18 protein-coding genes are annotated in these 19,503 nt (G+C 41.6%); 14 read left to right on the top strand and 4 right to left on the bottom strand.

Annotated elements, in window-relative coordinates; genetic code table 11:
• Window positions 1-597: 597 nt before the first annotated feature.
• The 4 genes from PSI06_RS09640 to PSI06_RS09625 are packed head-to-tail and all read left to right on the top strand — an operon-like array spanning window position 598 to window position 5,223.
• Window positions 598-1,602: a Fe(3+) ABC transporter substrate-binding protein gene (locus PSI06_RS09640; RefSeq protein WP_273603658.1), complete on the top strand. Its 1,005-nt coding sequence runs from the start codon at window positions 598-600 to the stop codon at window positions 1,600-1,602.
• Window positions 1,602-3,233, top strand: a complete 1,632-nt coding sequence (locus tag PSI06_RS09635; protein ID WP_273603657.1) for an ABC transporter permease — start codon at window positions 1,602-1,604, stop codon at window positions 3,231-3,233. Before PSI06_RS09640 ends, PSI06_RS09635 begins: the two co-directional genes overlap by 1 nt.
• Window positions 3,234-4,280 carry an ABC transporter ATP-binding protein gene (locus PSI06_RS09630; RefSeq protein ID WP_273603656.1) on the top strand — a complete coding sequence of 349 codons (1,047 nt, stop codon included), beginning with the start codon at window positions 3,234-3,236 and terminating at the stop codon, window positions 4,278-4,280.
• Between the two features lie 43 nt (window positions 4,281-4,323).
• A complete protein-coding gene (locus tag PSI06_RS09625; RefSeq protein ID WP_004587917.1) occupies window positions 4,324-5,223 on the top strand; it encodes a Dyp-type peroxidase in 900 nt (299 codons plus the stop codon).
• Here PSI06_RS09625 and argR read toward each other — a convergent pair.
• Complete coding sequence (gene argR, locus PSI06_RS09620; protein ID WP_273603655.1) at window positions 5,220-5,687, bottom strand: transcriptional regulator ArgR; 468 nt, start codon at window positions 5,685-5,687, stop codon at window positions 5,220-5,222. The two genes, PSI06_RS09625 and argR, sit on opposite strands and share 4 nt — an antisense overlap.
• Before the next feature lie 225 nt (window positions 5,688-5,912).
• Here argR and mdh point away from each other — a divergent pair, with 225 nt between their 5' ends.
• On the top strand, window positions 5,913-6,845 hold the full coding sequence (gene mdh, locus PSI06_RS09615; RefSeq protein ID WP_248463391.1) for a malate dehydrogenase: 933 nt from the start codon (window positions 5,913-5,915) through the stop codon (window positions 6,843-6,845).
• A gap of 94 nt (window positions 6,846-6,939) precedes the next feature.
• On the opposite strand, the gene ispB is transcribed toward mdh, so the two are convergent.
• A complete protein-coding gene (gene ispB, locus PSI06_RS09610; protein WP_054982281.1) occupies window positions 6,940-7,911 on the bottom strand; it encodes an octaprenyl diphosphate synthase in 972 nt (323 codons plus the stop codon).
• Window positions 7,912-8,332: 421 nt separating this feature from the next.
• On the opposite strand from ispB, the gene rplU reads away from it, so the two are divergent.
• The 7 genes from rplU (at window position 8,333) to PSI06_RS09575 (ending at window position 14,020) form a co-directional block, all read left to right on the top strand.
• Entirely contained in the window at window positions 8,333-8,644 is a 312-nt protein-coding gene (rplU, locus tag PSI06_RS09605; protein WP_004587921.1) for a 50S ribosomal protein L21, read from the top strand.
• Between the two features lie 16 nt (window positions 8,645-8,660).
• On the top strand, window positions 8,661-8,918 hold the full coding sequence (gene rpmA / locus PSI06_RS09600) for a 50S ribosomal protein L27 (protein WP_004587922.1): 258 nt from the start codon (window positions 8,661-8,663) through the stop codon (window positions 8,916-8,918).
• Window positions 8,919-9,054: 136 nt separating this feature from the next.
• Window positions 9,055-10,206: an Obg family GTPase CgtA gene (cgtA, locus tag PSI06_RS09595; RefSeq protein WP_273603654.1), complete on the top strand. Its 1,152-nt coding sequence runs from the start codon at window positions 9,055-9,057 to the stop codon at window positions 10,204-10,206.
• 72 nt (window positions 10,207-10,278) lie between these two features.
• Entirely contained in the window at window positions 10,279-10,770 is a 492-nt protein-coding gene (gene folA, locus PSI06_RS09590; protein WP_054982282.1) for a type 3 dihydrofolate reductase, read from the top strand.
• 78 nt (window positions 10,771-10,848) lie between these two features.
• Window positions 10,849-11,226 (top strand): DUF3718 domain-containing protein, encoded by a 378-nt coding sequence (locus PSI06_RS09585; protein ID WP_004587925.1) that lies wholly within the window; start codon window positions 10,849-10,851, stop codon window positions 11,224-11,226.
• A gap of 324 nt (window positions 11,227-11,550) precedes the next feature.
• The gene (locus tag PSI06_RS09580; RefSeq protein WP_273603653.1) at window positions 11,551-13,476 is read left to right on the top strand and encodes a methyl-accepting chemotaxis protein; all 1,926 of its coding nucleotides are present in this window, start codon (window positions 11,551-11,553) and stop codon (window positions 13,474-13,476) included.
• Window positions 13,477-13,546: 70 nt separating this feature from the next.
• Window positions 13,547-14,020 carry a peroxiredoxin gene (locus PSI06_RS09575; RefSeq protein WP_055252698.1) on the top strand — a complete coding sequence of 158 codons (474 nt, stop codon included), beginning with the start codon at window positions 13,547-13,549 and terminating at the stop codon, window positions 14,018-14,020.
• A gap of 45 nt (window positions 14,021-14,065) precedes the next feature.
• Here PSI06_RS09575 and PSI06_RS09570 read toward each other — a convergent pair whose 3' ends face one another.
• Window positions 14,066-16,192: a S8 family peptidase gene (locus tag PSI06_RS09570; protein WP_273603652.1), complete on the bottom strand. Its 2,127-nt coding sequence runs from the start codon at window positions 16,190-16,192 to the stop codon at window positions 14,066-14,068.
• A gap of 329 nt (window positions 16,193-16,521) precedes the next feature.
• Here PSI06_RS09570 and PSI06_RS09565 point away from each other — a divergent pair, with 329 nt between their 5' ends.
• Window positions 16,522-17,697, top strand: a complete 1,176-nt coding sequence (locus PSI06_RS09565) for an NAD(P)/FAD-dependent oxidoreductase (RefSeq protein ID WP_273603651.1) — start codon at window positions 16,522-16,524, stop codon at window positions 17,695-17,697.
• On the top strand, window positions 17,697-18,890 hold the full coding sequence (locus PSI06_RS09560; RefSeq protein ID WP_273603650.1) for an NAD(P)/FAD-dependent oxidoreductase: 1,194 nt from the start codon (window positions 17,697-17,699) through the stop codon (window positions 18,888-18,890). Before PSI06_RS09565 ends, PSI06_RS09560 begins: the two co-directional genes overlap by 1 nt.
• A 291-nt stretch (window positions 18,891-19,181) precedes the next feature.
• On the opposite strand, the gene tnpB is transcribed toward PSI06_RS09560, so the two are convergent.
• Window positions 19,182-19,503, bottom strand: a 322-nt coding sequence (tnpB, locus tag PSI06_RS09555; protein ID WP_273603649.1) for an IS66 family insertion sequence element accessory protein TnpB, incomplete at its 5' end; no start/stop codon positions are given.

Here is a 19,503-nt window from a genome sequence, read left to right as displayed (position 1 = left end):
GTACATCCTGTAGTGGTAAAAACTATTACCTATTCCTTTTAGCACATCCTAGTGCAGTCCATTAATTTACAATTCCATTGTGTTGCCTCAAGGGCCTGTCCATTTAATTCCTATCACATCCTGTTAAACAACTATCCGCTGTTGTTATCCTTGCTGTATCGTCCTGATACGTTCCTTTGTGCAACAATCCATTGCGATACTCATCCTGAGCCTGTCCTAATTTCCGTGTTGTCCGTAGTAACCTAATCATTGGTTGTTCGAGTAAGCAGTCCATTTCCTTTTACTCGATAAGCATCACTGCTTGGTTGATGTAGTAATTGTAGCGTGCTGGTGCAACTAAAATAGGTTAAAACGGCTATAGATTTACTTATAAAAAATGAGTATTTATAACAAACAGAATAAAAACAACAGCTTATGTTGTTTTTTCTGGGTTGTTATAGGTTTTTTTACTCATTAGCTGTCAGCTCTGTAAGAGATGTCTTACGCGGTATTTCCATTTTGGTCATTAATTACTTATTTACATTTATGTAAAGAGTGTATATTTTCACTTATCACGATAAAATCCCCTGTAAATAATTACTATTTAGGTAAATTGATATGAGAACTGCACTGGCTATACTTACTTGTATTATTAGCGCTTCGCCTGCGTTTGCGAGCGATGTTGTTAATATTTACTCTTTTCGTCAACCGTTTTTAATTCAACCTATTTTAACTGACTTCACTAAGCAAACAGGCATTAAAACGAATGTGGTTTTTGCAAAAAAAGGGTTAATAGAGCGTGTTAAGCGTGAAGGAAAACACAGTAAAGCCGATTTAGTATTAACATCTAATTTTAGTGCGCTTATTCAGCTAGAAGATCTCAATTTAACGCAAAGTATTAAAAGTGATCGCATTAAAAGCAATATTCCTGCGTCGTATAGAGATAGCGACGGGCAGTGGGTGGCATTAACTAAGCGGGTTCGTAATGTGTATTCATCAAAAGAGCGCCTAGGTGCTTTACCTGAACTCACCTACGAAGATTTGGCTAACCCACAGTACAAAGGACAAATTTGTACACGTTCTGGCAAGCACCCTTATAACCTTGGCTTAGTTGCTTCGATGATTGCTCATCACGGCGAGGCAAAAACTAAAACATGGTTAGAAGGTGTAAAAGCTAATTTAGCACGTAAGCCACAAGGTAACGATCGCGCGCAAGTAAAAGCGGTAAAAGAAGGTTTGTGTAATCTTGCTTTAGGTAATAGTTACTACCTTGGTAAAATGCTTCAAGACGACGAGCAAAAAGCGTGGGCTGAGTCTGTTTATATTAATTTTCCTAATCAGCAAAACCGCGGCTCACACATAAATGTTTCGGGTGCTGTTATTACTAAATATGCAAAAAATCCTGATAATGCCCTTAAGCTTATTGAGTTTATGAGCGAAACCAAAGCTCAAAATATGTATGCCTCTGTAAATATGGAGTACCCGGTTAAGCAAGGCGTTGAGCTATCAAGTTTAGTGGCCTCTTGGGGAAGCTTTAAAGAAGACGGCCTAGCACTTGATGAGATCAGTAAATATCGTCCGTTAGCCCTTAAGCTAATAGATGAGGTGAAGTTCGACCTTTAATGAATTTTATATTTAAGCTGTCTAAATGGCAGCTCTTTGCTTGGTCGACAGGGCTTTTATTGTCGGCCCCGCTGTTTTTTCTGATATATGAATCTTTACAAGGCGACTCAGAGGTATTTTCTCATCTGTGGGATACCGTGCTGTGGGATTATATTACTAACACCGTACTGCTTATTTTTGGCGTATGCCTGCTTAGCTGTGCAATTGCGCTTCCGCTTGGTTGGCTCAGTGCGTATTGCTCCTTCCCCGGAAAAAAGCAATTTGAATGGGCGCTTATGCTGCCCCTTGCAATGCCCACCTATTTAATAGCCTATGTGTATACCGATTTGCTAGATTACGCAGGCCCTGTGCAAATAGCCCTAAGAGAGTGGTTTGATTGGCACTCGCCAACGGATTATTGGTTTTTTGATATTCGCACTTTGCCCGGCGCTATGGTGATGATCGCACTTGTGCTGTATCCGTATTTATTTTTAATTTTTAAAACCGCACTGCGAGAGCAGTCATTTAAGCTAGTGCAAGCTAGTCAATTAATGGGTTTATCGCCTCGGCAAAGCTTTTTTAAGGTAAGTATAGTGCTTTCTCGTGGCTCAATTGTGGCAGCCCTTGCGCTCATAAGCATGGAAACCATGGCCGACTATGCAACGGTAAGTTACTTTGCAGTGAGCACCTTAACCACCGCGGTGTACGATACATGGTTTGGTTATTACTCACTCACGGCTGCAGCGAAAATATCGGGCGTTATGCTGTTACTGCTGTTTTTAGCTTTAATGGCGGAGCGCTTTAGTCGGCGTAACCAAGCCGTGTTTGAGCGTCAATCAGGTGTTAATAGCGAGTCGCTATACAAACTTGAAGGTAAACAAGCATGGCTGGCTACGTCATTTTGCAGTGTTATTTTGCTCATTGCTTTTATTATACCTATGTTGGTATTGCTAAATTATGCAATAACTTACTTTGATAAAGCGTGGAACACGGCATTTTTTAGTTACGCGTGGCAAAGTTTACAAGTAGCTATTATTGTAAGCGTAGCCAGTATAATACTCGCTACACTAATCGTTTTTTATCAGCGTGTGGCAAAGCAAGGCTATTCTTTAATACCTGGTCGCTTAGCGAGCACCGGCTATGCACTGCCAGGTACGGTACTGGCTATTGCTGTGTTATTACCGCTTAGCGCATTAGAAAACTCAATAAATGCAGCCCTTGAGAGCTACAACCTAGATATAGGTTTATTACTAACCGGCAGCATTATCACTATTATACTGGCTTACTTAGTGCGCTTTTATGCCATTGCGCACGGTGCTATAGAATCGAGCTTTGTACGTATTAGTCCATCACTGGATATGGCTAGCCAATCTATGGGTAAAAGCCAAGGGCAAACACTGCGCTTAGTGCACCTTCCTTTATTACGTCGGGGTCTTTTAACAGCTGCATTGCTTGTATTTATTGAGTGTATGAAAGAGCTCCCAGCCGCATTGCTATTAAGGCCTTTTGACTTTGAAAGTTTAGCCACACATGTATTTCAATATGTGAGCGATGAGCAGCTTGAGCTTGCTTCTATTTCCGCTTTATTTATTGTTTTGGTTGGGTTGATCCCCTTGTATTTTATTAATCGTTCTATGGAGCAACGCAGTTAAATGAGCCGTTTAAATTTACAAGGTGTGGGCTATAACTACAGTGGCACGCACGTGCTACACAATTTAGATTTAACGGTGGGTCAAGACGAAATTGTGTGTTTGCTCGGAGCCAGCGGCTGCGGTAAAACAACCACCTTAAAAGCAATTGCTGGCCTTATTGAAATAAATGAAGGTAGCGTATTTATAGATGGCAAATGTGTAAGCGACAAGCATACATTTGTATCACCAGAGCATCGTAATATAGGGATGATGTTTCAAGATTATGCCCTGTTTCCGCACCTCAGTGTGGCCGATAATATTGCGTTTGGGCTGGGTAAAGTAAGCAAAGCGCAAAAACAGCAACGGGTAGAGGAAATGCTAGAGCTAGTGCATTTAACGGGGTGTGCAAAACGCTACCCTCATCAGCTCTCGGGTGGCCAGCAGCAACGCGTGGCTATTGCGCGGGCTTTGGCTTATAAGCCAAGTTTATTGCTTCTTGATGAGCCTTTTTCGAACATAGATACACAAGTACGCTTTGAGTTAATTGCTGATATTAGGCGCATTATTAAAGCGCAGCAGGTTTCTGCGGTATTTGTTAGCCACTCAAAAGAAGAAGCCTTTGCGTTTTCAGACACGCTAGCCATTATGCACCAAGGAAAAATAGCCCAACAAGGTACACCAGAGCAGCTTTTTGCCATGCCAAAGACAAAGGAGGTTGCAGAGTTTCTGGGTCAGGGCATATACTTAGGCGCAGAAGTGTTAACGGCAACTGAATACACAACGCCTTTTGGTGTCGTGCAATCGCAGCATGAGCATACGCACAGTGCAATAAAAGGGGTGGTGTATATTCGTCCGCACCATATTGAGCTTGCGCAAAATACGCAGGCCGATAACCCTCAAGGTGTGAGCATTTTAAGCCGTCGGTTTATAGGCTCGGCTTATGTTTACACTGTTGTAATTGCAGAGCAAGAGATTGAAGTTGCCGCACAATATGGCCAGTCATTTGAAATAAATGAGCAGGTTATAATAAAAATAAAACCTCACACGGTGAATTTTTTCGAATCATAACAAATGTGTTATTCGCTGTGTTTTATAAAGCTAAGGAATAACAATGGCGCAAGCGCAATCTGGGATTTGTGCTGAAGCAAACTTACACGGTTTGCATTTATTTTTTAATGTATTTGATGGTCAAGACGAGTCATTGCGCGCAAAGCTTAAGCGCGTAAGCGCAATTGAAGAAGAGTTTAGTGATCAGTTTTCCGAAGCCATGCTCTCTTGCATGGTGGCTATAGGCGCGCAATATTGGCCGCATATACTACCTGAATATATCCCAAGCGAGCTGCAAAGCTTTCCTAATATAAATCACAGTGATTTTGTTATGCGCGTACAGCCATGTGATTTATTCATACAAATTCGCTCAGACCGAGAAGATGTTAATCACCTTTTTGCATTGCAAATATTAAAGTTGTTTTCGCCCGATGTAGAGCTGGTTGAACAAATTCGCAATTTTAGGTTTTTAGATGGGCGAGACTTTAACGGCTTTATTTATGCAGGCGATACCCCACATGGACGCCAAAAACGAATCACGGCGCTGGTTAATAACCCCGACAGCTTTGAACACCAAGGCAGCTATATTCATGTACAGCGTTATAAGCATGACCTGAGTGTATGGCAGCATTTATCACTAAGCGAGCAAGAGCACATTATGGGGCGCACACGTTTAGATAACACCTTAATTGAGCCAAAGGTAGATACTAGCCACGCGACTAGAAGTGAGCTCAAAGATGAGAGCGGCCAAGCTATACTGCTTAACCAAAGCATGCCGTATGGTGATGTTTACGAGCAAGGCATGCTAAGTATTACATGCTCAGCATCGGGGAGTGCGTTTGAAAAGGTACTTAACAGCCGCATAGGAAAAGGGGAGTGTTACGACCACTGGCTTGATTTTACTCAAGCCGATATGGGTTCAGCGTTTTTTGCGCCGTCAGTTAGTTTTTTAAAACAGCTTTAAACCGTATCAAATAAAATACGTACGCGCTCTAGTGTAATGTCTATTTCAGATATTTTTGCTGGCGCAATAAAAATGGTGTCATCTCCGGCAATTGTGCCCAATACACCATCCGCTTTGCCTAGTGAGTCTAATAAGCGGGCAATTAACTGCGCAGCGCCTGGGCTGGTGGTTATAATAATCATCATTTCGTTATGCATAATATCAATAACAAGCTGGCGTAGTGGGCTTTTAGCAGTCGGTACGCCCATTTCTGCGGGTAGGCAATAAACCATTTCTTGTTTAGCATTACGGGTACGCACAGCGCCAAACTTGCTAAGCATGCGCGACACCTTACTTTGGCTTATATTGTCAAAGCCTTGCTCTTTTAATGCTTCGACTATTTCGACTTGCGAGCCAAAGTTCTCTTCTTTTAAAAGTGCTTTAAACGCTTTTACCAGCGCTTCTTGTTTGTCTTGTGGTTGCATAGTCTTTATTCATTTTTGTTATTTATAATGCAAATTCTACACAAAAATGAATAATTATGCAGCAGTTGTTTAGTTAACTTGCCAGTTTGCTGCGATAAACCAACAAAGTTTACAACTATGGTCGAAAATATACCTGAAATAAGCAGGATAAATTTGTTTTTAGTCGCTAATTTCATTATCTTAAGAGCCACAAATATTTCCTACCTCAAATTACGGAGAATTCCAATGAAAGTTGCTGTATTAGGTGCTGCAGGCGGTATCGGTCAAGCGTTGTCTTTATTATTAAAAACAGGCTTACCAGCTGGTTCTGAATTATCACTTTACGATGTTGCACCAGTTGTACCAGGTGTTGCGGTTGACCTATCTCACATCCCTACAGATGTTAAAGTAGCAGGTTTTGGCGCAGACGATTTAAATAAAGCGCTTGAAGGGTGTGATATCGTACTTATCCCAGCGGGTATGCCACGTAAACCAGGTATGGATCGTGCGGATTTATTTAATGTAAACGCAGGTATCATCAAAACATTAGCAGAAGGCATTGTAGCTAGCTGTCCTAAAGCGTTAGTGGGTGTTATCACTAACCCAGTAAACGGCACTGTGCCAATTGTTGCTGAAGTATTCAAAAAAGCAGGTACTTACGACGCTAAGCGCGTATTTGGTATCACTACGCTTGACGTAATTCGTTCAGAAGCATTTGTTGCTGAGCTTAAAGGCGTAGACGTAGCAACTGTTAAAGTACCAGTAATTGGTGGCCACTCTGGCACAACTATTCTTCCTCTACTTTCTCAAGTTGAAGGCGTGAACTTCACTGAAGAAGAAGTAGCTACACTTACTCCACGCATCCAAAATGCAGGTACTGAAGTAGTAAATGCTAAAGCGGGCGGTGGTTCAGCTACATTATCTATGGGTGCTGCTGCAGCACGTTTTTGTATGTCTTTAGTTAAAGGCCTACAAGGTGAAGACGTAGTAGATTACGCATACGTTGCTGTTGAAAATGGCGATGCAGAGTACTTTGCTCACCCAGTACGTTTAGGCACAAACGGCGTAGAAGAAATTCTTTCTTACGGCGAGCTAAGCGCATTTGAAGAAAAAGCTAAAAACGACATGCTTGAAACTCTGAAAAAAGACATCAAAGAAGGTGTTGATTTCATGGCGTAATAGCCAAGTTATGCACAAAAAAGCCTGCTTATGCAGGCTTTTTTATTGCTCGAAAATTATGGCCCTTAAATACTAATTAAGGGAGGCTGCAAAGTTAGTGATCTCGCTCTACAGCTATACGCGCTAAGCTGATTAACGCTTGCTTGTACTGCGACTCTGCTAAAAAGTCTAAACAGGCAATGGCCTTGTCTGCTTCTTGCTGCGCCTTTTGCATTGTAAATTCAAGTGCGTTGGTTTGTTTAAGTGCCGTTAAAATAGCCTCAAGGTTATCCATACCATTGCAATGCTCAATGGCATCGCGAATAAGGGCTCTTTGCTGATCACTGCCGTGCTTCATCGCATATATTAGCGGTAAGGTTGGCTTACCTTCTGCTAAATCATCACCAATATTTTTACCTAATTGGTCAGCGTCCGCGTTGTAATCAAGCACGTCATCAACTAACTGAAAAGCAGTACCTAAGTGCATACCATATAAATTAAGCGCATCTAACACACTGTTATCTTGCTCGGTAATAATAGCTGCAAGCCCTGTAGCGGCTTCAAATAATTTAGCTGTTTTAGAGTAAATAACCTGCATGTAACTTGCTTCGGTGGTATTAGGGTCGTTGCAATTCATAAGTTGCAATACTTCACCCTCAGCAATCACGTTGGTGGCATCAGCAAGCACTTGCATAATTTGCATTTTGCCCAGCCCCACCATAAGTTGAAACGAGCGGGTGTAAATAAAATCCCCAACCAGCACGCTGGCAGCATTACCAAACTCGGCATTTGCAGTCGGTGTACCACGGCGCAGGTTAGATTCATCAACAACATCATCATGTAATAGTGTTGCAGTATGAATAAATTCAACAATCGTTGCCAAAGTAATGTGATCTTTACCTTGGTAACCCAAAGCTCTTGCTGCCAATATTGCCAGCATCGGGCGTACGCGTTTGCCGCCGCTGTTAACGATGTACAAACCAAGTTGATTGACTAACGCCACATCTGAGCGCATTTGCGCGTGTATAAGTTGATTGACGTCATTCATATCGCTTTCGATTAACGCCTGGATAGCTTTTATATCCATTGATCTCCGAGCCAATTTTTATGTGTGAACGGCGCCGATTGTACAACAAAAAAAGCACTAGCTCGATATTTTGTGACGATTCATTAAAAAAACCGAGTTAAAAACCTTAATTAGCGCTTAATTAGGGTATTTAATTGTATATTTCACACTCAAAGCGCGACTATTTATTGCACAGTCAATGGGTTCTGGAGTAGGCATAGCGACACGTAAATTTATTTTGTCTTTGCACTAAAAAGCGCTTGGCAACAGGGCAATTTAATATAAAATGGGGGAAATATTGAATTGCTCTCAATGCAGCTACTTTTTATTCATTTTAATTACAAAATAGGCTTGCTAGTTTTTATGCATTAGCGTAAACTTCGCGCCCTATCGAAGAATATTTTAGTTGCGTCGATTTGAGGGCGCACAGACGGAGTTAATTATGTACGCGGTTTTCCAAAGTGGTGGTAAACAGCATCGTGTGACTGAAGGTCAAACGATTCGTCTTGAAAAATTAGACGTTGAAACTGGTGCAGCAGTTGAATTTGATTCAGTACTTTTAGTTGCTGATGGTGAGAAAATCGAGATCGGTGTACCGTTCGTAAACGGTGGTAAAGTAACAGCTGAGGTTGTTTCACATGGTCGCGGTGAGAAGATTAAGGTTGTTAAATTTAGACGCCGTAAGCATTCTCGTAAGCAAATGGGCCATCGTCAATGGTTCACTGAAGTTAAAATCACTGGCATTAGCGCTTAATTAGAGGTACTTAGAAATGGCACATAAAAAAGCAGCTGGTAGTACTCGTAACGGTCGCGATTCAGAAAGCAAACGCCTAGGTGTTAAGCGTTTTGGTGGCGAATCAGTTCTAGCGGGTAGCATCATTGTTCGTCAACGTGGTACTCGTTTCCACGCTGGCGCAAACGTAGGTATCGGTAAAGACCACACTATCTTCGCAAAAGCAGATGGTAAAGTTCAATTTGAACAAAAAGGTCCTTTAAACCGTAAATACGTAACTATCGTAGCTGAGTAATCAGTAAGGTAGTAAAAAACCCCGCCTTTGCGGGGTTTTTTGTTTTCAGAAACGTCAAATATATACCCAAGCCTGCATTTACGTTGGCTTGGGTATATAATAGTTAAATTAAAGCCAATCCCTAAAGTGAGTAATCATGAAGTTTGTAGATGAAGTAGAAATTCGCGCAGAAGCTGGTGACGGCGGCAGCGGTGTCGTGTCTTTCCGTCGAGAAAAATATGTACCAGACGGTGGCCCGGACGGCGGTGACGGTGGAGACGGTGGTAGTGTTTATCTACAAGCTGATGAAAACTTAAATACCCTAATTGATTACCAGTTTGAGCGTTTTCACCGTGCCGAGCGTGGTACTAATGGTCGAAGCCGTAACTGTACAGGTAAAAAGGGCGAAGACTTGGTAGTAAAAGTACCTGTGGGTACACGTATTACCGACGTTGACACTCAAGAGGCGTTAGGCGATTTAACGCAGCATGGTCAAAAAATTGTGGTTGCAAAAGGTGGTTTCCATGGCTTGGGGAATGCACGTTTTAAATCAAGTACTAACCGTGCTCCACGTCAAAAAACGTTAGGTACTCCAGGTGAAGTTCGTAACCTTAAATTAGAGCTTATGCTACTTGCCGATGTAGGCCTATTAGGGTTGCCAAATGCAGGTAAATCAACGTTTATTCGCAGTGTATCGGCAGCAAAGCCAAAAGTAGCTGATTACCCGTTTACCACGCTAATTCCTAATTTAGGGGTTGTGCGCCCAGAGGCTAACAAATCGTTTGTAATAGCCGATATTCCGGGCTTAATTGAAGGTGCCTCAGACGGTGCTGGCCTAGGTATTCGCTTTTTGAAGCATTTAGAGCGTTGTCGTGTATTGTTACACGTGATTGATGTTATGCCAGTTGATGGTTCAAACCCTGTTGATAATGCATTTGCCATTATTAACGAGTTACACCAATACAGCCCTAAGCTTGCAGAAAAGCCACGCTGGTTAGTGTTTAATAAAATAGACCTCTTGCCAGAAGATGAAGCGCAAGCTTTGTGTGAGCAAATTGCGCAAGAGCTAGGTGAAGAAGAAAACGTTTACCGTATTTCAGCAGTCAATAAGCTTAATACTCAGCCATTAATTCACGATATTATGGCATTACTTGATAGCATGCCTAAAGAGAAGTTCGTTGAGATTGAAGACGAAGAAGTTGAGTTCAAGTGGGATACTTATCATCAAAAAGCAACCAAAGGCGATGATGATGATTGGGACGACTGGGATGAAGACGACTACGATGTAGAAGTGGTCTACGAGCGTTAATAAAAAACATATTTTAAAAAGGAGCATAAGCTCCTTTTTTATTTTTTAAGAATAAAGTACTAGGTATTTGATGTGATAATTTCAATGATCGCCGCAATGGCAAACAACCGTGTAATTGGTCTTGATAATAAAATGCCGTGGCATTTACCCGCCGATCTACAGCATTTTAAAAAGGTAACAACAGGCAAACCTGTCGTTATGGGGCGTAAAACATTTGAATCGATAGGTCGTCCTTTACCTGGGCGTCGCAACATAATTATTACCCGTAATAGCCAGTATAACGCTCAAGGTATTGAGACGGTCACCACCCCAGAGGCTGCGCTAGAGCTGGTTAAAGCCGAAGAAGAGGTGATGATAATTGGCGGTGGTAATATTTATCAGCAGTTTTTACCAAGTGCCGATCGTTTATATTTAACCTTTATAGATTTAGAGGTTGAAGGGGATACGCAGTTTCCAGATTACCAAGCAGTAGCAACGTGGGAAAACGTCGACGAACAGGCAAATAAACCCGACGAAAAGAATCAATATAGTTATAAATTCGTAACTTTATATAAAAAAGATTAACATTATTGCGAAACTTACAGCAGGTTGGTACAATATTAGACAATCAACATAGGTAAAAAGTACCATAAAGGGTGTTTCATGTTTAAATTGTCAAAGCTAATTGTTATTACAGCCGTTGCTGCTGGTTCGTTAATGTATACCGTGCCTGCTAAAGCCAATGATCAATTAGCAGTATCTATTTGTGAATATATCGCAGCTGATGATAAAAACCGTTTACGTAGTAAACTAAAAAGCTCACGTGTAAAAATTCGCAATATTTACGATGCTATTCAATGTAATGGTAATAATTTACTTCGCCATGCTGTAGTTAGTAACGCTGTTGACTCGGGCGAGTACATAGTTAAAAACTTATCAAAAAGCGCACTGTCTGATGGCGCTGATATAGCATGGGCTGAAGGCAATGGCCACGGTGGCTCACCGTTAATTGCTGTAATTAAAGACCGTGCAGGCCTTTAATTAACACAATAAAATAAAAACCGCGCTGGTCGCGGTTTTTTTGTGCCTGGCGTTAGCTAATACGCAGCGCTTTAGTAATGGTGATAGCTGTATTAAGCCTATTTTAATTTGCACACCCAAGTGATGAAACTCTCACCTTGTAATTAACCCGCGTTTCTTATCTTTAATAGCATATAAATTAAGTTGCTTGGTTTAATAAAGGCGCTGTATTCGCTAAGCCTTTACTCGTATATTTGCCGCAAATATACGTGTTTTCCCTGAGTTACATAAAATTGTCATAAATAGTTAATAGTCTACGCGCTTAAACAATAGGGGTTGTTATTTATGCGCGTATCATCTTTTACTCGGCTGTTAGCCATACTGTTAACATTGGCAAGTATTTTATTAGCCATCACACTATTTTGGGCAAGCCAAACTTTACTTAAGCTTGAGCAACAAGACAGCGCATACAGTAAATTAAAAAACACGATTTTAGTGGATTTAGCCGGTGACTTAGGCAGTTATCTAGAACAAGGTGATAGCCAATACTTAAATCAATCATCAGCCCTAATTGAACAAGTAAAAACACAGCAACTCGCAGTACTCCCCTCGGTACTTGCCGAGCAATTAAATGAGCAGCTCAGCACGTTAGATACCGATATTAAAGGTAAGTACAGAGCGCTGGGTAAATTATCGGGCAACGAAACGGCGTTACTTGATAATGCAATTCGCCAAATGGCGGGCTCAGCCTCGTCACTGATTGGTTATGCAAAAAAATCCCCTAATCAAAATAGCGATGCGCAAGCTTATTACACACTTGGCGCTGATTACTATAACGAGGTGACCAACCTTGCCTTATTTACTTATCAACTAATCGTAAGTTACGACAGCAATACTGAACAAAGTTTGCAGCAAAGTATTGCTAATTTAAATGCGTTAGCAGCCAAAATAGAGCAACTCCCTAATTTAGGTGTTATGAGCGAAGTTGACGAAGATGCTTTATTTTTTGACGAAGAAGCTGAAGATTTGGCCGATGAAATAAAATCTGAAATTACCAGCTGGCCTAACCGCTACCCTCGCGATTTAGCCAGTACTTTAGCGCAAGCTCAGCAACGTGAAGCGGGCACCAATGAATTGCGTGAGCAAATTAGCTTGCTCTCTAAAACCGTTATTAATGCAGAGCAGCAACTAAAACACGCACAAGGGGCGCTCAAAGAAAACGTATTTTGGGTATTTTGCTTTGCTATTGGCGCTTTGGTGATGCTAGCCGCGGGTGTTTATATTGTGCAGCGTAACCAAGTGCTCAACCCATTAAGGCAGCTCAGAGACGGGTTTGCCTTTTTAATTGAAAGTAACGAGCTTAAAAATATTGAAAGTAAGAACCCAAAAACAGAGGTTGGCGAAATAGCCAGTTACTTTAATTTATTAATTGAGCGACAGCGCAAAGAGGCACAAGAGCGTGCCCAAATGCTAAAAGTGGTAAATGATTTTATGCAGCAAATGAGTGAGCATTTGCAAACTATTAGTCAAAAAGCGTCTACAAGTCATGGGCAAGTGGAGCAAAACCAACATTTGCTTGCTGATATTCAACAAATTGGCGAGCAGGTAAATAATATTAATGCCCAAGTGGCTGATAACGCCCAACACACTTTTAGTGCAATGGAGCAAAGTTTAGGCTTTGCACAAAGCATGCTAAGTGCCAGTTCAGATACGCAAACACGGGTTGAGCAAAGTATGCAAAACCTACAAGAGCTGCTCGCGGGGGTTGAAGGCGTTGGGCAAATTATTGAAGTGATCCGCAATATTGCCGATCAAACAAACCTACTAGCGTTAAATGCAGCAATTGAATCAGCACGTGCTGGCGAGCATGGCCGAGGCTTTGCTGTTGTAGCTGATGAAGTACGCCAGCTTGCCCGTCAAACTCAAGGCTCATTGAGCGATATTAATGAGCAGCTCACACTACTGAGCGAAAAGTCGGGCACAGTATCTACACAAATTGCGGCCTTAGCAGATGGCGCGCAGTCGCAAACACAAAACGCGCAAGAGCTAAAAGTAAACTCAGAGGGCGTGGCCGATAACGCTCAGCAAGCCAACAAAGTGGCATTTGAGGCCATGGAGCTGGCTAAACAGCAAAGTAATTTGCTAGATAACTTTAGCCAGTCAATGCAAAGTATGAAAGGCCAAGTAAGCGAATCAAGCTTACTTGTTGACGATATTCATAGCCAGTTACAACAGCAAATGCAAACCATAAAAGTAAACCTTGGTTTGTAAATACCTGCTAACACAAAGGTAATTAGCGTTATACTGTAGGCTCATTAATCAAATGCTTTAAGGATTTATCATGATTGAACAAGGTCAAACGTTACCCGCAGTTACATTAACGCAGCTAACAGACGAAGGCATGCAAACTCACACTAACGCTGAGCTTTTTAATGGTAAAAAGGTTGTGCTTTTTGCTGTACCGGGTGCATTTACGCCTACCTGTTCAAATGCGCATTTACCTGAATTTATAACCCTTAGTGATAAAATTAAAGCAAAAGGTATTGCGGCAATTTACTGTGTATCGGTTAACGATGCTTTTGTAATGAAAGCATGGGGAGAATCTCAAAATGCCCAACAAATCGATATGTTAGCAGATGGCGATGGCAGTTTTACTAAAGCATTAGGGCTTGATAAAGACACCGGCAGTTTTGGTGGAACACGCTCTACGCGCTATGCAATGATAGTCGACGATAATGTAGTAACAGGACTGTTTGTTGAAAAAGACAAAGAGTTTTCAGTAAGCCGTGCTGAGTCTGTGTTAGAAAAACTATAACCGCTTTATTAAAGCCCTAAGTGCATGCACTTAGGGCCTTTTTAATTATGGCTGGTATTGGCCACTTAATGTTAAACCCGAAAAGGTTCTGTAAGCGTTAACGCTTAAATGCCACGTACCCGCTTGCGGATTGCTAAACGTACATGTTTCTGCGTTGCCGTTTTTATAAGGACGACAATCGTAGCTAGATGCGGTAGGTTGGCTGCCAAACTTAACAAATAAGTCAGCATCACCTGTACCACCTGAGGTGGTGACTGTAAATGTGCTCATTCCTGCTGGCACATCTAAGGTATAGTGCTTCCAGTTACCTGTTGTAGCCGTTACATCGCTCACCGTGCCGCCACCGGCTTCTGGTGTAGTTGAACCGCCACCTGTAGAACCACCTGTAATATTACCCACTAAACTAACGCCAGAATAAGCCGAGTAGCCACGAAGCATTACATGGTATGTACCAGCGGTTGGGTTATCAATAGAACACTCTTCGCTATTACCGCCTTTGTACGGACGACAATCGTAGCTTGAGGTAGTTGGTTGGCTGCCTGCGCGTACGTATAAATCTGCATCGCCGCTACCGCCACTCATTGTAAACGTAACATTCGTTGCGCCACTTGGCACAGTCATCGTGTAATACGCTTGTGAACTTGCAGCGCCGCTTAAGCCTGTTTTAGCTTCGCCATCTGTCAGTTCGCTATCGCCACCGGTAGGAGGTGTTGTACCGCCACTTGCTGCGGCTACAGCGGCTGCTGCATCAACAATACCTGTACCACAACTTGTACACGTTGCTGGGAATGAGCGGGTGGTCGATTTTAAAATGCTTTCTATTTCATCTGGGGTAGCATTTGGTTTAGCTTGCTTTATCAGGGCTGCAACACCGGCAACATGAGGCGCCGCCATTGATGTACCTTGAGAGAACGCATAGCTATCGCTTGAAGGTGTAGACGAGCCTGAGTTATAGGTTGATAAGACGCCTTCAGAGTCGTTTGCAAAGCTTTGTGCGCCGCCTGGCGCTGCAACATCAATATTGCTACCGTAGTTTGAATAATATGCTCGTCCGCCGTTACGGCCAACAGAGGCAACATTAACAACGCCACTACAGTTACCTGGATTATAGTTTGCTGAGTTATCGTTATCATTACCGGCAGCAATAACCACGACTGCACCGTTGCTGCGTGCTGTGTTAATTGCGTTTTGTGTGGTAGAGCTACACGAGCCGCTGCCACCTAAGCTCATGTTAATTACATCAGCAGGGTTTGAGTTGGCAGGAATGCCCGATACACTTCCGCCAGATGCCCAAATAATGCCATCAGCAATGTCTGACGTTAAACCACCACATTTACCAAGTACACGTACAGGCACAACTTTAGCGCCATAAGCCACACCGGCAACACCTTCACCGTTATTAGTAACAGCCGCAACCGTACCTGCTACGTGCGTACCGTGCCAGCTTGAGCCTTGTGCGCCGTTATTTCCACATTCGCCAGCAGCTACAGCATCGCCCGGATCGCGTGCGTCACTGTCGCGACCGCCGCCATCATTAGCTACCGATAGGTTAGAGATCATATCGTAACCTGGTAAAATGTTAGCATTTAAATCAACATGAGGGCGGTAGCCAGTATCAAGTACCGCAACCACTACGCCACTGCCTGTTGCAGTATCCCATGCGGTTGGTAAGTTTAGGCCGCCCGCTTGCTCATAGTAGTGCCATTGATCGCCGTAACGAGGGTCGTTAGGCGTTGCAAATGGTTTTAACATTTGATCCACTTCAATGTATTCAACATTGCCAGAATCAACCATTTCTTGCATAAATTCTTGTGCTTCTGCAGCGCTTAGTTTTTTATCTGCGCGCATAACATGGTGGTTATTAAGCGCCATTGCACGGATGTACTTCGCTTTTACTTTACCTTTTTTAGAAGCGAAATTTTTTACAAAGCGTTGAGCACGCTTTTTCATATTTGCAGGGCTTGCGTCAGCAGACGAGGTGCTTAGCATATCGTTCGCGCTATTTTTGTACTTAATAATAAACTGAGTTTCAAAACCCGATTGGCTTTGTAGTTTGGCTGTGGTTTCTGCCATAGAGGTAGACACATCTTGAGCAACACTTGCAGATGCTGCAAATACCGTACTAATAGTGAGCGCGATAGCGCAACGCTTAAATGATTTACTTGTTGTCATAATTATCCCTAGTTGTTATTAGTTAGTTCGTAATATTAAATTACGAAACAGAAACAAAGGTAAATGATCTGTTAATTTCTTTAAAATAATAATTGCTTATGTACCTATTTCTTTTAGTTATAACCTAGGTGTACGGTGCCTTTGTCGTTGTTTAGTATTTATCATATAAAACAAAAATAAGTATAAAGGATTGTTATTTTTACACTGTTTAGAAAAGCCCATAACTAGCCTTGGTTACATTTGTTGCTATAAATTTAATAATAAATTCTATTCAGAGTGTTTAAACAAACTTTGCTATAATCGGGCAAATTTTTGAGTAGGGCGAAGTAATGAATCAAGTAGATGTAATTGTGATTGGCGCAGGTGCAGCCGGATTAATGGGTGCAGCACAAGCAGGTTATCGCGGGCGTAGCGTTACAGTGCTTGATATGGGCAAAAAGCCTGGTCGAAAAATTTTAATAAGTGGTGGTGGGCGTTGTAATTTTACCAATGAAAATGCCAGTCCAGAAAACTACTTATGCAGTAACCCTCACTTTGTTAAGTCGTGCTTAAGCCGCTATACACAACACGATTTTATTGAGCTGGTGGACCGCCACGGTTTGGCATACCATCATAAAACCTTAGGCCAGCTGTTTTGCGATAACAGCGCGCAAGATATAGTCGATATACTACTTACCGAATGCGAGTGGGCTGGTGTTAATATTAAATTGCGCAGCGAAGTGTTAAATGTGGCTAAAACCGACATTGGCTACCGTGTTACCACTGAGCAAGAAACACTTACTTGTGAATCGCTAGTTATCGCATCGGGCGGTTTAACAATGCCCAAGCTTGGCGCCACTCCTATAGGCTATAAAATTGCAGAGCAGTTTGGCTTAAACGTACTACCTACCATGGCGGCGCTTGTGCCATTTACTTTGCATCAACACGATAAAGAACGCTTTGAAGGGCTTTCAGGAATTAGTATACCGTGCGAAGTGTCTAGCGAAGACGGCACTGTATTTAAAGAGAATATTTTGTTTACTCACCGAGGTTTATCGGGGCCTGCGATATTGCAAATAAGCTCATTTTGGCGAGCAGGGCAGGCAGTAAGCATAAACTTGCTCCCTGATCTCGATTTAAAACAGCAACTGGCTGATTGGCGAGAAACACAAGCCCAAAAATCATTAAAAAACAGCCTTGCGACTATTTTACCCAAACGCTTTATAGACATACTGCACGACAGCAAAGCTATTCCAGATTGTAATATTAATCAGCTTACCCATGCTCAAATAGATGAGTTAGCAAGCTATATTCACGCATGGCAAATAAAACCTAATGGCACAGAGGGCTATCGTACCGCCGAGGTAACTAAACATTGCAAGGAAAATCGTTTATTTATTTTTATGATCAAAAATACAATGACTTATACTGGAAATAAGATCAACAGTAAAAAACCAGATCAAATACTCAAGTTGTTGATCAATTCAAAGCAAGAGAATTCACTTAATTTTAAAGAAGCTGCCTAATGACGAATTTTGAAACAGCAGATGTAATTGTTATTGGTGCTGGGGCGGCGGGATTGTTTGCAGCTGCTACCGCAGGAAAAAATAACAGAAAAGTTACAGTATTAGACCATGCGAAAAAGCCCGGAAAAAAGATTCTAATCTCAGGCGGCGGTAGGTGTAACTTCACTAACTATAATATAGAACCTGACAAGTACTTATGCCAAAATCCTCATTTCTGCAAGTCTGCACTTAGTCAATATACCCAGTGGGACTTTATCGGTTTAGTTAGTGATTATCAGATCCCTTATCATGAAAAAACACTTGGCCAACTATTCTGCGATGATTCAGCCAAGGATATTGTAAATATGCTCATGGCTGAATGTGAAAAAAATCATGTTGATTTCAGCTTTCAAACAGAAATAATTAAAATAGAAAAGCTGAGTGATGGCAAGTTTTGTATATCTACAAATAAACAAAGCTATAAGTGTGAGTCATTAATTATCGCGACAGGCGGATTGTCGATGCCGAAATTAGGAGCTACTCCTTTTGCATATAAAGTTGCCAAACAGTTCGGCCTTACAGTATTACCAACTAGAGCTGGACTCGTTCCTTTTACTTTAGACCCCATTTTAAAGGAAATACTTTCAGAAGTTTCCGGAATTTCAACCAATGTAACTGTAACAACAAACAATACATCCTTTTCAGAAGATATGCTTATTACTCATAGAGGCTTATCGGGACCCGCGATATTACAGATTTCTTCTTATTGGAACCCCGGAGATCAAGTTGAGGTTAATTTACTTCCAAGTCACGATATAGAAGAAATTATCAACAAAGCTTTATTAGAACAACCTAATATTTCGACTAAAAATTTACTTTCTAGTTTCTTTGCTAAAAGATTTGCCGAGAAGCTGATAGCTTTATTTGAAATCCCTAATATACCTATCAAACAGCTCAACCATAAGCAGGTTCAGTTATTATCTGAGAATTTACATTCATGGAAAATAAAGCCTTCTAATACTGAGGGATATCGTACAGCTGAAGTAACCATCGGTGGAATAAATACAGATCAGCTATCTTCTAAGACAATGGAAGTAAAATCTGTTCCGGGTCTATTTTTCATTGGAGAAGCGATTGATGTAACTGGCTGGCTAGGGGGGTACAACTTTCAGTGGGCTTGGAGTAGTGGATGGGTTGCTGGAAAAAATGCTTAGTTAGTTTATTAGATTCTAAGTGAAGACAATTAGGTTCAAACAGAGACAGTTTTATAATCGAATAAAGACAAAGATTGGCTAGTTATTACTATTCGGTGACTGATAGTAATAGAGTTACTAATGTCTATGCGATGTAGTTTTTAATGATTCTATTTGCTGAGGGCTGAAAATGAATAACCAGTTTGTGCCAAATGCCCTTCCGGTCTAACTCATTTCGCGTTAACGCAAATACTCTAAAGATCTGTTTTGAGCGACAAGCGGACGTAATAGCATTGTCCGCTTTATAAAATTTTATGAAATTTGGTAGATAGCTTTCCCTCCTTCTATGGATCTAAAAGTGCCACTTTTACTTATTAGGCTACATTCATGGCTACTATCAACTATTTTAAATTCGCTTGATGCAATTCCACTCTCAAATTTTCCATCGTGCTTTAATGTGAGTACAACTTGTTCATCGTTATTATCATACGTAATGGTTTCAAACCAGTCGCGCTTTTTATTACAAAACACAAACAGCGCGCCCGATAGCACGGGTAATTCAAGCTCACATTCCACCAACGCCGCAAGGCCATTGATGGATTTACGAAAGTCCACATGCTCAGCACATAAGTAC

It is taken from the genome of Pseudoalteromonas sp. GABNS16E (genome assembly GCF_028598715.1).
Taxonomy (GTDB): Bacteria; Pseudomonadota; Gammaproteobacteria; order Enterobacterales; family Alteromonadaceae; genus Pseudoalteromonas; species Pseudoalteromonas atlantica.
This window is presented reverse-complemented; position numbering and strand designations above follow the sequence as displayed.

Bases quoted from the DNA above. Each gene is read 5' to 3' on its own strand.
- PSI06_RS09640 (WP_273603658.1), top strand. From the start codon at position 598: ATGAGAACTGCACTGGCTATACTTACTTGTATTATTAGCGCTTCGCCT.
- PSI06_RS09635 (WP_273603657.1), top strand. From the start codon at position 1,602: ATGAATTTTATATTTAAGCTGTCTAAATGGCAGCTCTTTGCTTGGTCG.
- PSI06_RS09630 (WP_273603656.1), top strand. From the start codon at position 3,234: ATGAGCCGTTTAAATTTACAAGGTGTGGGCTATAACTACAGTGGCACG.
- PSI06_RS09625 (WP_004587917.1), top strand. From the start codon at position 4,324: ATGGCGCAAGCGCAATCTGGGATTTGTGCTGAAGCAAACTTACACGGT.
- argR (WP_273603655.1), bottom strand. From the start codon at position 5,687: ATGCAACCACAAGACAAACAAGAAGCGCTGGTAAAAGCGTTTAAAGCA.
- mdh (WP_248463391.1), top strand. From the start codon at position 5,913: ATGAAAGTTGCTGTATTAGGTGCTGCAGGCGGTATCGGTCAAGCGTTG.
- ispB (WP_054982281.1), bottom strand. From the start codon at position 7,911: ATGGATATAAAAGCTATCCAGGCGTTAATCGAAAGCGATATGAATGAC.
- rplU (WP_004587921.1), top strand. From the start codon at position 8,333: ATGTACGCGGTTTTCCAAAGTGGTGGTAAACAGCATCGTGTGACTGAA.
- rpmA (WP_004587922.1), top strand. From the start codon at position 8,661: ATGGCACATAAAAAAGCAGCTGGTAGTACTCGTAACGGTCGCGATTCA.
- cgtA (WP_273603654.1), top strand. From the start codon at position 9,055: ATGAAGTTTGTAGATGAAGTAGAAATTCGCGCAGAAGCTGGTGACGGC.
- PSI06_RS09585 (WP_004587925.1), top strand. From the start codon at position 10,849: ATGTTTAAATTGTCAAAGCTAATTGTTATTACAGCCGTTGCTGCTGGT.
- PSI06_RS09580 (WP_273603653.1), top strand. From the start codon at position 11,551: ATGCGCGTATCATCTTTTACTCGGCTGTTAGCCATACTGTTAACATTG.
- PSI06_RS09575 (WP_055252698.1), top strand. From the start codon at position 13,547: ATGATTGAACAAGGTCAAACGTTACCCGCAGTTACATTAACGCAGCTA.
- PSI06_RS09570 (WP_273603652.1), bottom strand. From the start codon at position 16,192: ATGACAACAAGTAAATCATTTAAGCGTTGCGCTATCGCGCTCACTATT.
- PSI06_RS09565 (WP_273603651.1), top strand. From the start codon at position 16,522: ATGAATCAAGTAGATGTAATTGTGATTGGCGCAGGTGCAGCCGGATTA.
- PSI06_RS09560 (WP_273603650.1), top strand. From the start codon at position 17,697: ATGACGAATTTTGAAACAGCAGATGTAATTGTTATTGGTGCTGGGGCG.